We start from the raw sequence: 14,556 nt of genomic DNA, 5'->3' as shown, positions 1-14,556 counted from the left end.
GGGGAGGGAGACGACAATCTCGATGTCAGTGTGAGGGTCCCCTTGCGGGGAGGGGACAGGGGTGGGGGGTCCCCACGCTCCGGCTGCGGTGTTGTCGCCGACCTTACTCGTCGTCTTCCGGGTTCAGCAGCCGGTGCAAATGCACCACGAAATACCGCATTTCGGCATTGTCCACCGTCAGCTGCGCCTTCTGCTTCCACACCGCGTGGGCCGCGGCATAGTTCGGATAGACCCCGACCAGGTCCACGGCATCGAGGTCCTTGAAGACGATGTCCTCGGCCTTCTCCACTTCACCACCGATGACGAGGTGCAAGAGCTGCTGCTTGGTCTCGGGTTTCTTTGTCTTGCTCACGGCTTCAGACGCTCCAGATCGACTTCCTGTGGCTGCGGGCAGCCATAGACCTTGACCAGCGCCGCATGTAACGGCGCTTTTAGCGAAGGCTCGGCCAGCGCTGCAAGCGCTCCGTGCCGGGTTTCCGGGCGATTGAAGCGCAGGGCACCTATGCACACGTCTTCGAACCCGACCCCGGCCTCGGCAAGGATGCACGCCGCGCCCGCCACGTCCCAGTCCTGCGCCCCACGCCGCACCACCACCGCATCGAGCTTCCCCGACGCCACCAGCGCCAGCCGATAGGCCAGCGAGGGGTAGAACGGCCCGCGCGTGTACTCGAGCCCCGCCGCCTGCAACTCCTGGTGCACCGCCCCCGGCGCCGGGATCAGCGGCGCGGTCCGGCCCGGATGGCGCTGCCGCACCAGCGGCTTGCCGTTGAGCCGCGCGCCATCGCCGATCGCCGCGTCATACATCTCGTCGCGCACCGGTGCGTACACCACCCCGGCAATCGCCACTCCGTCCTCGACCACCGCCAGCGACACGGTCCAGCTGTCCTCGCCGCGGATGAAGCCGCGCGTCCCATCGATCGGGTCGACCACGAACACCCGGCGATGGCTAAGCCGCGCGGGGTTGTCGACGCTCTCCTCGCTCAGCCAGCCATAGTCGGGGCGCGCCGTGAGCAGGGCCGAGTTGAGGAACTTGTCGAGGACGATGTCCGCCTCGCTGACCGGCGAGGCGTTCTCCTTGGTCCAGGTCTTCAGGTCCTTGCGGAAGTAGCCGGCCGCGATGATCCCGGCGGTGACGGCGGCCGAGCGCAGCAATTCGCGATCGTCGGCAGCTGTAGTCGGGGCGGCATTGAGCATCAGTCTTCCGGGGTATTTGGCTGGCCGTGCTTCTAGGCGCATCCCTGTGCAGGAACAAGGCCCGCACAAAGGCCACAGGTCGCCTCAGTGGCTGCGCGGCCACTACTTAGCCCAGTTGCGGGCTGGCGCCGGAGCGAGTGGTTAAAGCCAAGCAAGCACACGCACTTAAGACTGCGTTACACCCGGTGACACCCCGCTAACCCTTCGCAAAACAACCTAAACTTAACCCAGTTTCTTAAGCGGGGTGGCAAGGGGCGCGGGTACATTGGGCCCATCAAAGAGGGCGGCACTAACAGCTCTCGAAAGTTGACAGGAAGGCATATTATGCAGGGTCGTATTGGGATCGACGGTTCGTCGGTTGTCATGTTGTTCGGCGAGGGCAGAGCCCCCCGGACGCGTTCGCTGACTGCCAGATATTTCGGTCCGGCCAACGATAATGGCCCCAAGGATCCGGTGAAGACCGTGACGGTGCGCAAGACGCTCGAAAAGAGCGGCGTCGCCATCAAGATCAAGGTGCCGGTCGATGAGTTCATCGGCGTTGCCGTCTCGACCTCGATCACCGAAGAGGGTGTGCTGTCGAGCGCTATCGAGTTGGTGCACGGCGACCCGGACCTCAACTACCGCGTGTTCGAAGAGATCGGCAATTCCAACGTCGTCGCCGAGTGGCAGAACTGGGGCAAGAAGCTCCGCCTGCCGCTGTTCATCAAGGCCGGCGACGGCAACCTCCTCCCCTATTCGCAGCAGGTCGATGGTGTCGCACTCGGCATCAAGCACGACCGCCGCCGCCTCGCCGCCGACGCCGAGCGCCGTCCCCGCTTCCTCAACCGCCGCAAGCCGGGCGAAGCGTCCTGATGCAACTTTTCCGGCGCTAAGCCGTTAGTAATCAACAAGCCGACAGCGATCCCATGCACGTTTGAACTGTCGGAAAGACTCGTAGCGACCTCCAAAACTAGCTCGAGCCGGGGCCGATCCAGAAATGGACCGGCCCCGCTTCTATTCTGCGTCCCCGTTCATCGCTGCTTCAGCCGGCTTGCGGCAGATGCCAGTCGTGATCCCCAGGGGTGAGAAGATGTTGAAGTCATTGGCTTTTGCGGCGCTGATCCTGGCGCTTACCGGCACGGCGGCCGGAGCGGTCGACGTGAAGCTGGCGGACCCGGTTCCCGGGCACCCGCAATCCACGGTGCTCGATCTCATGCGCCAGGTCGTCACCGACCTCACCATCGATTCCAATGGCTACGGCAGCGGCAGCGCCATGAAGCCGCTGCGCCCGATCGACGAGGCCGCGAGCGGCGAAACGCCCGCTGCGATAAAAGTCCTTGGACCCGAGGTTGTCACGCTGCGCGTCGAAGGTCGCCCGCTCACCCTGCTGCACTCGGTTCTCGGCCACTCCAATGACAGCGTCGCGGAGGTGGTCCTGCTGGCGCTCTACGACGAGAACCTCAAGCTGCTCGATGCGGTGGATGTCGGCATCTACGAGAACAACTGGTTCGGCGAAGTCTTCCCGATCGGCGCCGCCAACGACGCGGTCCGCGTGAACTCCGAACACTTCAATTCGAGCCAGGGCTACGACGCCGCACAACTGGTCTTCGTCAAGGACAAGCAACTCACTCTCATCGACTCGATTTACTTCTTCTCGGTGGAGGGCGGCAGCTACGAGGAGCACCAGTCGCTCGCCGTCACCACAACTGCCGGCGGCCCCGGCTACTGGCCGATCACCGCCGCGGTCCACGCCACCCGCACCGTCGAGCCGCCTGAGCCGCCTGAGCCGGTGGAGGAGGGCGAGGATCCGCTCGAGCCGCTGGCCCCGGCCTACGACCGAATGATCGCCCAGACCTACAACTGGAGTGCCTCACTTGGCGGCTACGTGGCGGATTCCGACGCGTTCGAAAAACTCAACGCCGAGAACGAGTTGAAGTACTAGGCCGGCGGGCACGGTGGCGTCCGTCCTGCATCGCTTCTAGCGCCAGGTAAGCCGCAGCCTCCCAGCCGATCTGGGCTTCGTCGGCGAGCGGGCGGCAACAGCGCTCCGCGGCAATGACCTTCAGTTTCGGCATGTCCATCTCCGGGTTTCGTTGCCCGAAGAAATACCCGCTCAAGGCTTTATGCAGAAGTCGGCGACATCAGGAAAGATTGTGCAGCAATCTGCACAATCAGATCGCGAGATCGAGCAGCAGCGCCAGGGTGAAGGCCAGTCCCACCCAGTGGTTGGCCCGGAACCGCACCAGCGCATTCGCCGGGTTCCGCGGCTCGAGCGTCCTAATCTGCCAGCCCAGTATGCCGATCACCACCAGCATGCCCACGAGGAACGGCCATCCCGCACCCACCAGCAGCGCCGCCGCCACCCACAGCACCACCGCCGCCGCATAGAACAGCGCCACCAATATTCGCGCCCGCCGCCCGAACAATCGCGCGGTGGATTTCACCCCCACCAGCGCATCGTCCTCGATGTCCTGCAGCGCGTAGATCGTGTCATAGCCGATCGTCCACAGGATCCCGCCGACATAAAGCAGCAGCGGGGGCAGGGCGAGGGAACCGGTCTGTGACGTCCAGCCCACCAGCGCGCCCCAGTTGAACGCCAACCCCAGGAACAACTGCGGCCACCACGTCACCCGCTTCATGAACGGATAGATCGCCACCAGCACCAGTGACGATACACCGAGCAGCACGGTTGTGCCGTTGAACTGCAGCAGCACCACCAGCCCGACCAGCGACTGCAGGACGAGAAACAGCGCCGCCTGCCGCTTCGTCACTTGGCCCGACGGGATCGGCCGTGAGCGCGTCCGCGCCACCTTCATGTCGATGTCGGTATCGACGATATCGTTGAACGTGCAGCCCGCCCCGCGCATCGCCACCGAGCCGATGTAGAACAGCACCAGCGCCCACCAGTCGAACCCGCGTGCTGGGTTCGCCAGCGCTGCCAGCGCCAGCGCAAATCCGCACGGCCAGAACAGCAGCAGCAACGGGATCGGCCGGTCCCAGCGCGCCAGCCGCCCGTAAGGCTTCAGCCACTCCGGCGCGTAGCGATCGAGCCAGTTGCCGCGGCTCGCGTCCGCTACCGTACCTGCTGCTTTGTCAGGGGTTTGCATCGTCTGTCTTGTGTGTCGTAATGGCCCTGCGGCCAGTTTCATATCACGCGTACCACGATGCCCAGATCGCACAAGACCCTGCCTCGCCTGTTCATCGAGGCGCCGCTCGCCGCAGGCGCGAAGCTGGAGCTCGGTCGCGAGCACACCAACTACCTCTTGACCGTGCTGCGCATGAAACAAGCCGATGCGCTGGTGGTCTTCAACGGCACCGACGGCGCCTGGATGGCGCGTATCGCCGACGATCACCGCAAGGGCGCCACCCTCGAACTCGTGGTGCAAACCCAGCACCAGACCGAAAAATCCGATCTCTGGTTCGGCTTCGCACCGCTGAAAACTGGCCGCCTCGACTACCTCGTGCAGAAGGCCACCGAGATGGGTGCCGGCATCATCCAGCCCGTGATCACCCGCTTCACCCAGGTCTCGCGCCTCAAGTCCGACAAGCTCCACGCCAATGTCATCGAAGCCGCCGAGCAGTGCGAAGTCCTCAGCGTCCCGAAGCTGGCGGACGAGGTGGCGCTCACCGACCTCATCTCCACCTGGCAGCAGAAACACGGCCTTCGTCGCCTGATCTTCGCCGACGAAAGCGCCCCCAACCACGCCCCGAACACCCAGCTGATGGATCTCGACGGCCTCCCCATCGGCATCCTGGTCGGCCCCGAGGGCGGCTTCTCCGACGATGAGCGGCAGCTCCTCCTCGCCCAAACCTTTGTAATCCCGATCAGTCTCGGCCCCAGGATCCTCCGCGCCGACACCGCTGCGGTGGCTGCTCTCGCCGTCGTTCAATCGACCATCGGCGATTGGCGATAAAGCCCATTGCATTCGGAGCGCGGCTGGCTATTGTCCGCCGCGCCCGGCCCGGAGCCCGGCAGTCTTGCCTGTTGGAGTGCCTATGGCCGGCGAAGAAAACGCACCGCTGATTGAAACGCGGGACGACCTGCTCGAGGTCATGGCGGTCGGCGGCAAGCCCAAATCCGAGTGGCGCGTCGGCACCGAGCACGAAAAGCATGTCTATCGCAAAGCCCCGCTCCGTCCCGTCCCCTATGCCGGCGACGACGGCATCCATGCCCTGCTCAAGGGCATCGAGGCTCGCACCGGCTGGCACCCGTTCTTCGATCGCGGCAACCCGATCGGGCTGCGCAACCTCGGCGCCGTCGGCGGCATCTCGCTCGAGCCCGGTGGCCAGTTCGAACTGAGCGGCGCCCCGCAGCTCACCATCCACGATGCCGCGGCCGAGCTCGACGCGCATCTCGAGGATTGCCGCATCATCGGCGGCCCGCTCAACATCCATTTCCTCAGCCTCGGCGTCACCCCGCTCTGGTCCGTCGCCGAAATCGCCGCCATGCCGAAGTCGCGCTACGGCATCATGACCAAATACATGCAGGAGGTCGGCAGCCTCGGCACCTCGATGATGTACCGCTCGGCCACCGTGCAGGCGAACCTCGATTTCTCCGACGAAGCCGACATGGTCAAGAAGCTCCGCGTCTCCGTGGCGCTGCAGCCCATCGTCACCGCGCTCTTCGCCAACTCGCCCTTCGTCGACGGCAAGCCCTCGGGCTACCTGAGCTTCCGCTCGCACATCTGGCTCAACACCGATCGCGCCCGCACCGGCATGCTGCCCTTCGCGTTCGAAGACGGCTTCGGCTTCGATCGTTACGCCGAATACGCGCTCGATGTGCCGATGTACTTCGTCATCCGCAAGGGTGAATACATCAACGTCGCGGGCGAGAGTTTTCGCGCCTTCATGCAGGGCAAGCTCCCCCAGCTTCCCGCCGAGCGCCCGACCATCAAGGATTGGGAAAACCACCTCTCGACCCTGTTCCCCGAGGTCCGCCTCAAGCAGTTCCTCGAGCAGCGCGGCGCCGACATGGGCGATCGCGGCCACGTCCTCGCGCTCGCCGCCATCTGGACCGGCCTCCTTTACGACTCCGAAGCGCTGGACGCCGCCTGGGACCTGGTCAGCGACTGGACCAATGCCGAGCGTCAGACGCTCCGCAACGAAGTCCCCCGCACCGCCATCCACACCAAGTTCCGCGGCGGCACCGTCGCCGATATCGCCCGCCTCGTGGTCGACCTCGCCGGCGACGGCCTCCGCCGCCGCAAGCACCTCGCCGCCGGCAAGGACGAGACGATCTTCCTCGATCCGCTCAACGAAACCCTCGATCTCGGTAAAACCCAGGCCGAACGCTGGCTCGACAAATACAACGGTGAATGGGCCGGCGACCTCACCCGCATCTTCGACGAAGCCGAAATCTAGTTTCTCTTGATCCTCCCCCGCGGGGCGGGGGAGGCGGACCACCCGAAGGGTGGTGGACGGGGCGCCCGGCCCGCAGCTTAATCCGCCAGCGAAATCCGGTACTTCGGCATCGGCCGCTTGCGTTGCCGCCACTTCATGTAAGCCTCGTTCAGCCGATCGCGCTTTGGCTTGAGGAAACCAGGCCAGTCAAGCCCCGCCAGCTCGTAGTAGCTCTCGAGAAGGTCCGTCTGCAGCAGCCGGCGCTCCTGCGTGTAGAAGCTGAAATGCGACACCAGCAGGTCGCCGAGCACCTTGCCCGGCCGATTCAACTTGGCCGGCAGCACGGCCGAAAGCCACTCTTCCTCGTTCTGGTCGGGCGGATGAAACAGTTCGCCCAGCGCGATCACTTCAGCGCCGAAGAAGCCGATCGCATTGATCGAGAACCGCCCCAGCCGCACTTCCCGATCCGGCACGCGGAAATCGTCGAGCCGTCCCTTCCGGGCCGCTTCGATCAGCACCGGATGCATCGCTTCGGGAAAACTCGGATGCGCCCAGCTGTACGGACACATCGCCTGGCTGGTGATCGTTCCTTCGATCCGCACCTTCGAGAGGCTCTGGATCAACGAACTGCACACCGCATTGTTGATGATCAGCGGCGCAAACCACAGCGCCTCGCCGCGGCTGGCGAGTGCCCTCGCCTTGAAGCGTTCGAAGAACCCCGGCTCGGTGAACACGATGTCGTCGTCGAGCCGCAGGTAGAGCGCTTCCGGATCGTCGCAGAAACGGAAGAAGTCGCCGATGTTCTGGCTCGTGCCGTCTGCCGATGCGAGTCGCTTGATCGTGCAGCGTGGGTCGCTGGCCGCCAGCCGCTGGAGGTAGGCCCGGTCCGCGTCGTTGCGGCAATTGTCCCACAGCTGCCATTCGACCACCTCGGCGCTGCCGAGAACGTAGTGGCTGAGCAAACGCATATAGCGCTCCCGCCCAGCGGGAGTGACAACGATCAGCTTCAAGTCAGACCCTCAGCGAACAGCCTCGCGCCCTGTTCTCAAACGCCACGCCGGAGTCGTCAACACGTCCGTCTATCTACTTCGACGAAGCCGAGGTCCGGACCGCGGTCATCTCGACCCGTCGAAGTGGCGCAGCGGACCGTCTCAAACGGCCTGCAATGCAACCGCGGCGACCGCCAGTTGGGCTCGCTTGTATGCGGGGCGGGCTTGTCCGCGCGCGACATAGGCGTCGATGTTCGGATACTCCGCGAGCAGGCCCGACGGCCCGAGCCGCGACAGGGCGTGCACCATCATCAGGTCACCCGCGCTGAAGGCCCCATCGAGCCACTCGCTGTTGCCAAGGCGTTCGGACAGCTCGGCCAGCCGCACGCGGATGCGGTCCTTGACCAGCGGCAAGCGTTCCGCCGCCCAGCTCTCGTTGCCCTCGGCGAACCTCGCCGTCTGGAGCTCGAGGATCGGCGGCTCCACGGTGCTGAGCGCCGCAAACATCCACATGATCGCCCGCGCCCGGCCATTGGCATCGCCCGGCAGCAGCCCGGCATGCCGCTCCGCGATATGGAAGACGATGGCGCCTGACTCGAACAGCACCAGGTCGCCCTCCTCATAGGTGGGAATTTGCCCGAAAGGATGGAGCGCCCGATGCGCTGGCTGCTTCATCGCAGCAAAGGAAACCAGCCGCACCTCGTAGGGCTGGCCGACTTCCTCGAGCGCCCAGCGCACGCGCATGTCGCGCGACAGTCCCTTGCCGCCGTCGGGCGACCGTTCAAAGGCGGTGATAGTGGGCTTCATCGCAAGGCTCCGTGCGTTCCGTGATCATCGCGAAGGCCTGCAAGCCTTCATTGATAATCGAACGGTCGAAGCGAGATTCGACAGGCCAGCATAAATAATTCGCGTCACGGCGCCGGGAACAGCTCTCTCCGTGATCCTCCCCCGCGCGGCGGGGGAGGGGGACCGCCATGGGCGGTGGAGGGGGCGACCAAAGCCCCTGCCAGCCTATTTCGTCTGCGCCGCCAGCACCCGGCTGCCCACCCAGGCCCCGATCACCACCAGCACAACGGCCAGCACCAACCCGATCCACACGATCGGCTCGCCGAAGTTCCCCAGGAACACCGATCGCAGCGCTTCGACGATGTGCTTGAACGGGTTGAAGTTGGCGACCACCTGCAGCCAGGCCGGCGCCAGCGTCATCGGCAGCAATATCCCCGACAGCAGCAGGATCGGCAGCGCCAGCGTGTTGACCATCGGCGCCAGGGCGTCCTCGCTCTTGGTCGCGATGCCAATGGCGTTCGAGATGAACGAGAACGCCGCCCCGAGCAGCGCCACCAGCACCAGCCCGATCAGCAACGCCCCTACCGGCACCCGCAGCCCCATGAAGAACGCCGCGCCCACCAGGACGATCGCCTGCACGGTGATCACCACCACGTCGCGCAGCGTCCGCCCGGCGATGATCGCAGTCCGCGCCGCCGGGGACACCAGCTGCCGGTCGATCACCCCCGAGCGCCACTCGGCGATGATCCCGAAGCCGACGAACAGCCCGCCGAAAATCCCGAGCTGCACCAGCAGCCCCGGCACGAACACCTGCCAGGCATCCCCCTGGAACCCCGAGGTCGCCGCCACCGTCTGCAGCAGCGGCCCGAACAGCGTCAAATAGAGGATCGGCTGCAGCAGCCCGATCACCACCCACAGCGGCTGCCGCAGCGACAGGCTCATAGCCCGGGCAAAGATGATCCAGGTATCGCGAATGAAGGACATTTCCCAAACCTTCCAAGTTTCAGGCGCGCCGCCCCCTCAGTCGTCACCCTCCCCCTTGCGGGGAGGGATCAAGGGTGGGGGAGCCACACGCTCAGTCAGTTCAATCCCGCAGCGACCGTCCGGTCAGCGTCAGGAACACATCGTCCAGCGTCGGCCGGTTCACATCGACGCCGATCGCGTCGATCCCCGCCTTGGTGAGGTCGCCGAGCAGCACCGGCAGCGCCGTCGCTCCATCGGGCACATGGAAACGCACGACGTTGGCTTCGGTCACCGGCACATCCGCGCCGACCAGACGGCCCGCAATGCTGGCCGACGCGGTCGCGTCCGCCTCCGTGCGCAGCGTCAATGTGATCGTGTCACCCGACACCCGCTTCTTCAGCTCTGCCGGCGTGCCTTCGGCAACGATCGTCCCATGGTCGATGATCAGGATGCGATCCGACAGCGAGTCGGCCTCGTCCATGTAGTGTGTGGTGAGAAACACCGTGGTCCCCAGCTCGTCGCGAAGCTTGCGGATGTGATTCCACAGGTTCGCCCGGCTCTGCGGGTCGAGCCCGGTCGAGGGCTCGTCGAGGAATACCAGCCGCGGCTGGTGGATCAGCCCCATCACGATATCGAGCCGCCGCCGCTGCCCGCCCGAGAGCGATCCGCAGGTGCGGTCCCAGATCTCGGCCAGGTCGAGCGCCGAGAGCAACTCCTTGCCCCGCTGGATCGCCACCGGCTTGTCGATGCCATAGAGCCGCGCATGGCTGACGATCTCCTCGCCCACCTTTGCCTCGGGCGAGGTGGAGCCCGCCTGGCTGACATAGCCGATACGCCGGCGTACCTCGACCGGATCGCGGCGCAGGTCCGCGCCCACCACCGTCGCCGAGCCGTCGGTCGGCGTCAGCAGCGTGCAGAGCATCTTCAGCGTCGTGGTCTTGCCGGCGCCGTTCGGCCCCAGAAAGCCGACGATCTCGCCTTCGCGAACGGAAAGGTCGATGCCGCGCACCGCCTCGATGGTCTTGCCCTTGGCGCCCCGCGCCTTGAAGCTTCGTTTGAGGCCCTTTGCCTCGATGATCGTGTTGGTCACTTGCGCCTCATTGTTATTGCGCGGCACGGCGAACAGCTCCACCGGCATGCGCCGGATCGGCTGGAATGGATGCGATTGCGGTTTCATGCGCCGGCCCTCCGGCCGTCGGTTGCGTCGTCTTCATGATCGTTTTGCAGGCCACCCGGCTTGATCGCGGTTGCGATTACGAGATCGCATCCGCGTATCTCGCATCGCATTCGCGTATCGTCGTGGGCGGTCCATGCGACATCCAGGAATCTTGCATTCCTCGATGTCTCATCGTATAATTATCTTATGGATCAAGATATCAACGCGTCAAGAGAAAAATCGGAGCAGGAATTCGGCCTGCGTTTCAAGGAAGCCGTTCGCGCCAGCCAGACCGCAACGGACCTCTTCGACGAAACGCTGACCCAGTTCCTCGGTATCAACCGTACCGACGGCCGCTGCCTCGATCTGATCGACCGGCGGGGCAGGGTGAGCGCCGGCCAGCTCGCCAATGACAGCGGCCTGACTACGGGCGCCGTCACTGCAGTGATCGATCGCCTCGAGGCCGCCGGCTATGTCCGCCGCATCCGCGACACTCTCGACCGGCGGAAGATCTGGGTCGAACTGACCGAGGACACCCGCAACATCACCGCACGCATCTTCGGTCACTACGAAAAGACCGGCCCGATGATGATGGCCCGCTTCACCCCCGACCAGGTCCGCGCCATCCTCGAGTATCTGGAGATCGGCACCTTCGTAGAGAACGAAATGGCCGCTGCTCTCAAGGAGCACCTCGACCCCCGAGCCACCACCCCCACCGCCCGCCTCATCCAGGCCCGCGCCTTCGAACGCGCCGTGGAAGCGGGCCGCCCCAGGCTGCAGACAGAGCTGAACGAGCTGCTGAAGGAGAAGTAGGGGATACGGCTGGCAGACCGGTGGGCACTTTTCATCCTCCCCACCAGCCGTCATCCCGGCGAAAGCCGGGACCCACTGCTCAGACAGTCGGTCTGGGCACCGGCCGTGCCGGTCCATCACGGCAAGGTCGGAGGGCTAAGAGCGAGTGCATGACCCAGTGCACTGGGTCCCGGCTTTCGCCGGGATGACGGTTGGTGGCGGCGGAAGAAAAATCGTCACCGACTTATCCCCCCACTCCGAACCCGTGCGATCCTGCCCTCGTCACCCACGCGGGCGCGGTCGCGTACGGACGGTCGGTGGGGCGAYTTCGGTGCTGGGGGAGCCGTCCYCYGGCGGCCGCGGCTATGGGCACCCGTCCACCGTTTCCGTGCCTGGCACGGCGTGCGAACGCTTCCTCATGGTCCCCGCAAAAACCCCGAACAGTTCCGGCGTGGCGACGGCCTTCATACTGCGGACTACCCGCGTGGTCGAAGCCACGCCGGAACCGCCTGCTCTTTGAATCTACCGAAGCCCACGGGCTGTCGGGCGCTTCGTCGCGCCTATTCCGCCGCCATCGGCAGGCTGTCCTTGCCGTCGAGGTTGCCCATGCTGGCAACGATGTGGCTCGAAAGCGCATCATAAATCCCGCCATAGGCGTGGCTCGCGCGCATGATGGCGATCTCGGCGTCGCGCAGCCGCGGCAAATCCTTGTCCTCGGCAATCACACGCATGCCGGGCTGCAGCGCGCTCTCGGGCAGGAAGCCGACCGCGAGGTCGGTCAGCACGGCGCTGGCGATCGCCATAGCGTTCGACGAGGTATAGGCGATGCGATAGTCGCGACCGATGCGGTTCAGCACCTCGACCGCGTTCTCCTTCCAGCAGCAGTGCAACCCGCCGGCGATCGGCAGCGGCTCGGTGGCCAGCGCCTGGCCGCCATGCGAGGCAACCCAGAACATCCGCTCGGTGCGGAACATCTCGCCATATTCGTGGTTCGTGCCCTGCGTGAAGACGATGAGGTCGTAGCGCCCCTTCTTCATCCCATCGAGCAGCTCTTCCGACGGCTGGCAGCGCACATCGACCACGATCTTGGGATGCGTGCGCTGGAAGCTCGAGAGGATCACCGGCAGCAATCGCACCGCATAGTCGTCCGGCACACCGAAGCGGATCGAGCCCTTGAGGTCGCCATCCGAAAACACGTCCATGATCTCGGCATTGATCCGCAGCATGCGCCGCGCACGCGCATAGAGCGCATCGCCATACTCGGTCAGCGCCACCGTGCGCCCGTCGCGACTGAGCAGCGCTTGTCCGAGCCGCTCCTCGAGCCGCTTGATCTGCATGGAAACCGCGGACTGCGTCTTGTTCACCCGGCGCGCCGCCTCGGTAAAACTGCCGCAATCGGCGATGGCACAGAAGCTCTGCAACTGGTCGAGATCGAGGGGAGTGGTCATCCCGCTTCTCCATCACGAAATTTGATGACGAGGATGAAATCTATTTGTTGGACGAATGGAAGGCAAGGGCTCATATCACCACCCATCGGTGATCCCGAGGTCGCCACCGGCGATCCTCCGATCGCTTTCCCCGCCCCGGCACTCCCGCCCAGGCAAAGATGAAATTGGAGAAGGACCATGGTCCACTTGCTTTCGAGCGAGCGGCCGTCGATGGCTGCCGCGTCGTCCAACCCGCTGAGCGCACTGGTGAATTGGTTCGCCAAAGCCCGGGCTGCGCGAACCCAGCGCATCGCCCTTGCGTCGCTTCTCGACTACGACGTTGCTCGCCTCGAGGACCTCGGCATCAACCGCCAGGACCTGTTCGAAGCGCTCGACAGCCCCAGCCAGCGCCCCGGCTACAAGCTGTCGCAGAAGCGCGCCGAGAGCGCCCGGAATTGGCTCAACCCCTGAGGTGAGTCTCCTCGTTGGCTCAATCCCAGATTGTGCCATCTTCGGGTCGGTTCACCCACCGGCCTTGTTTCCTGATGAACTGCCGGGCTCCAGGGCCCGGCTTTTTTGTCTGATCCTCCCCGGCGCAGCGGGGGAGGGGGACCAAGCAAAGCTTGGTGGAGGGGGCGCCTAGCCCATCGCGTCCAGCCGCTCAGCCACCAGCTCCTGCAGCCGCCACAGATGCGGGTCGTGGATACCCAACTGTTCGAGATGGGAGACCGTATTGAACAGGTACTCGACCATCGAGCCGCGCGACCCCACGGCCTTCGCCAGCACATCGGCGACCTGCGCCTCGCTCAGCCCCGAGACATAGCGCCCGCTGTTGCGATCGATGCAGAAGGTGAACGCCCGCACCGGCCCATGCTCGGTGGCAACTGTCACCCAGCGCGGCGGAAACGAGGACGGCTTCTGGCTCATCTCGCGCCGGCAGAGTTTTTCGATGTTGTCTTCGGCCTGGCCCGGCGGCAGCCGATACAGCGCGCCTTTGCAGGCGCCGCCCCGGTCCAGCGCAAGCATCAGCCCGGGATTACTCTTCGAGCCCCGGAACCAGGTGTTCCAGCCGAGGCAGAAGGCGCGATGCCAGCCCCGCAGCAGCCCGGTGCGGATCTCGACGAAGTCGCAGGCCGGCTTCCAGATCAGCGAGCCATAGGCGAACACCCAGATCTGATCCGAGCCATCGCTGCCGCTGAGGATGTCCTGCACGAACTGCTTGTAGTCCTCGTCGGTGGCAGCCTCGCTTGGCGGGACCGCCCCATCCGGCTGCACCAGTAGCGCCATCCGGGCCACATGGGCCTCGTTCAAGCGCATCTGCCGCACCGGCTGGCCCATCGGCGCTGATCCTACGGGAGTTGCGCGAAGCCGTCGCCGAAGCCGTTGAGCGAAACCGGGATGCCGATGCCTTCCTCGGGCGTCTTGAACACGAAGAAAATGGCGCTCTTGCCGGTGGTGAGCTTGGCGATCAGCTCGTCGTCTAGCACCACCTCGGCGACGCACCCGTTGGGCAGGCAGCGCACGAAGGCCACGCGCCCGATATTGGCGCCGTCGATATTGAGCCCGAGCCCGTTCGGCAGCAGCACCCCCAGCGGCGCCAGCACCCGCAGCAGCCGCGCCTGCTTGTCGGCGGTCTTGAGCACGATCACCGACAGCCCGACATTGGGCTGGTCCTCGGCCGAGACGTTCTGGATTAGCGCGCATTGCTCGAAGCTGGCGCCCGGAGGCGTGTCGCAGCTCATCTGCCAGTCGCCGTACTGCGCCTTGACCACGCCCTGCGACAGGGCAGGGGACGTCAGACCCGCCGCAATCGCGGCCACCGCGCCAACAACCGCGAACGTCCGAACAACTAGCCCGAGGATTGGCTGCACCGATCCACTCTCTCTATATGTGACATAACGAATCCCGCGTTTCCGCAGGCTCAGCAACT

General features: G+C 65.1%; 16 protein-coding genes. 6 read left to right on the top strand and 10 right to left on the bottom strand.

What is annotated here, in order from left to right; all coding sequences use genetic code 11:
• Positions 1-103: 103 nt before the first annotated feature.
• Both AC1DV8_RS17075 and AC1DV8_RS17070 read right to left on the bottom strand, forming a co-directional pair.
• Positions 104-352 carry a DUF4170 domain-containing protein gene (locus AC1DV8_RS17075; RefSeq protein WP_477150563.1) on the bottom strand — a complete coding sequence of 83 codons (249 nt, stop codon included), beginning with the start codon at positions 350-352 and terminating at the stop codon, positions 104-106.
• Positions 349-1,194: a 3'(2'),5'-bisphosphate nucleotidase CysQ gene (locus AC1DV8_RS17070; RefSeq protein WP_477150564.1), complete on the bottom strand. Its 846-nt coding sequence runs from the start codon at positions 1,192-1,194 to the stop codon at positions 349-351. Before AC1DV8_RS17070 ends, AC1DV8_RS17075 begins: the two co-directional genes overlap by 4 nt.
• Positions 1,195-1,518: 324 nt before the next feature.
• Between AC1DV8_RS17070 and AC1DV8_RS17065 the strand changes: the two genes are divergently transcribed.
• Together AC1DV8_RS17065 and AC1DV8_RS17060 are read left to right on the top strand one after the other, a co-directional pair.
• Positions 1,519-2,046 (top strand): DUF6101 family protein, encoded by a 528-nt coding sequence (locus AC1DV8_RS17065; protein ID WP_477150565.1) that lies wholly within the window; start codon positions 1,519-1,521, stop codon positions 2,044-2,046.
• Positions 2,047-2,263: 217 nt separating this feature from the next.
• Positions 2,264-3,115: a hypothetical protein gene (locus AC1DV8_RS17060; RefSeq protein WP_477158265.1), complete on the top strand. Its 852-nt coding sequence runs from the start codon at positions 2,264-2,266 to the stop codon at positions 3,113-3,115.
• Between the two features lie 229 nt (positions 3,116-3,344).
• Here AC1DV8_RS17060 and ubiA read toward each other — a convergent pair whose 3' ends face one another.
• Positions 3,345-4,280, bottom strand: coding sequence for a 4-hydroxybenzoate octaprenyltransferase (ubiA, locus tag AC1DV8_RS17055; RefSeq protein WP_477158264.1), 936 nt, complete (start codon positions 4,278-4,280; stop codon positions 3,345-3,347).
• Between the two features lie 57 nt (positions 4,281-4,337).
• Here ubiA and AC1DV8_RS17050 point away from each other — a divergent pair, with 57 nt between their 5' ends.
• On the top strand, positions 4,338-5,087 hold the full coding sequence (locus AC1DV8_RS17050) for a 16S rRNA (uracil(1498)-N(3))-methyltransferase (protein ID WP_477158263.1): 750 nt from the start codon (positions 4,338-4,340) through the stop codon (positions 5,085-5,087).
• Positions 5,088-5,169: 82 nt separating this feature from the next.
• On the top strand, positions 5,170-6,534 hold the full coding sequence (locus tag AC1DV8_RS17045) for a glutamate--cysteine ligase (RefSeq protein WP_477158262.1): 1,365 nt from the start codon (positions 5,170-5,172) through the stop codon (positions 6,532-6,534).
• 77 nt (positions 6,535-6,611) lie between these two features.
• Here the strand turns inward: AC1DV8_RS17045 and AC1DV8_RS17040 are convergent, their stop codons facing one another.
• The 4 genes from AC1DV8_RS17040 to AC1DV8_RS17025 all read right to left on the bottom strand — a co-directional run bounded on the left by AC1DV8_RS17040 (position 6,612) and on the right by AC1DV8_RS17025 (position 10,428).
• Positions 6,612-7,481, bottom strand: a complete 870-nt coding sequence (locus AC1DV8_RS17040; protein ID WP_477158261.1) for a hypothetical protein — start codon at positions 7,479-7,481, stop codon at positions 6,612-6,614.
• Positions 7,482-7,664: 183 nt separating this feature from the next.
• Entirely contained in the window at positions 7,665-8,309 is a 645-nt protein-coding gene (locus AC1DV8_RS17035; RefSeq protein WP_477158260.1) for a glutathione S-transferase family protein, read from the bottom strand.
• 204 nt (positions 8,310-8,513) lie between these two features.
• On the bottom strand, positions 8,514-9,272 hold the full coding sequence (locus AC1DV8_RS17030) for an ABC transporter permease (RefSeq protein ID WP_477150572.1): 759 nt from the start codon (positions 9,270-9,272) through the stop codon (positions 8,514-8,516).
• 100 nt (positions 9,273-9,372) lie between these two features.
• Entirely contained in the window at positions 9,373-10,428 is a 1,056-nt protein-coding gene (locus AC1DV8_RS17025) for an ATP-binding cassette domain-containing protein (RefSeq protein ID WP_477158259.1), read from the bottom strand.
• Between the two features lie 186 nt (positions 10,429-10,614).
• Here AC1DV8_RS17025 and AC1DV8_RS17020 point away from each other — a divergent pair, with 186 nt between their 5' ends.
• Positions 10,615-11,220, top strand: a complete 606-nt coding sequence (locus AC1DV8_RS17020) for a MarR family winged helix-turn-helix transcriptional regulator (protein WP_477158258.1) — start codon at positions 10,615-10,617, stop codon at positions 11,218-11,220.
• 539 nt (positions 11,221-11,759) lie between these two features.
• On the opposite strand, the gene AC1DV8_RS17015 is transcribed toward AC1DV8_RS17020, so the two are convergent.
• Positions 11,760-12,647 (bottom strand): LysR family transcriptional regulator, encoded by an 888-nt coding sequence (locus AC1DV8_RS17015; protein WP_477150575.1) that lies wholly within the window; start codon positions 12,645-12,647, stop codon positions 11,760-11,762.
• A gap of 177 nt (positions 12,648-12,824) precedes the next feature.
• On the opposite strand from AC1DV8_RS17015, the gene AC1DV8_RS17010 reads away from it, so the two are divergent.
• A complete protein-coding gene (locus AC1DV8_RS17010; RefSeq protein WP_477158257.1) occupies positions 12,825-13,097 on the top strand; it encodes a hypothetical protein in 273 nt (90 codons plus the stop codon).
• A gap of 168 nt (positions 13,098-13,265) precedes the next feature.
• Here the strand turns inward: AC1DV8_RS17010 and AC1DV8_RS17005 are convergent, their stop codons facing one another.
• Together AC1DV8_RS17005 and AC1DV8_RS17000 are read right to left on the bottom strand one after the other, a co-directional pair.
• On the bottom strand, positions 13,266-13,964 hold the full coding sequence (locus AC1DV8_RS17005; protein ID WP_477158256.1) for a gamma-glutamylcyclotransferase: 699 nt from the start codon (positions 13,962-13,964) through the stop codon (positions 13,266-13,268).
• Between the two features lie 11 nt (positions 13,965-13,975).
• Positions 13,976-14,488, bottom strand: a complete 513-nt coding sequence (locus AC1DV8_RS17000) for an invasion associated locus B family protein (protein WP_477158350.1) — start codon at positions 14,486-14,488, stop codon at positions 13,976-13,978.
• Between the last annotated feature and the right edge of the window lie 68 nt (positions 14,489-14,556).

This window comes from Devosia sp. P3_B2 (assembly GCF_056402875.1).
The sequence above is the reverse complement of the archived record's forward strand: the minus strand, read 5'-3'. Positions and strand labels throughout refer to the sequence as shown.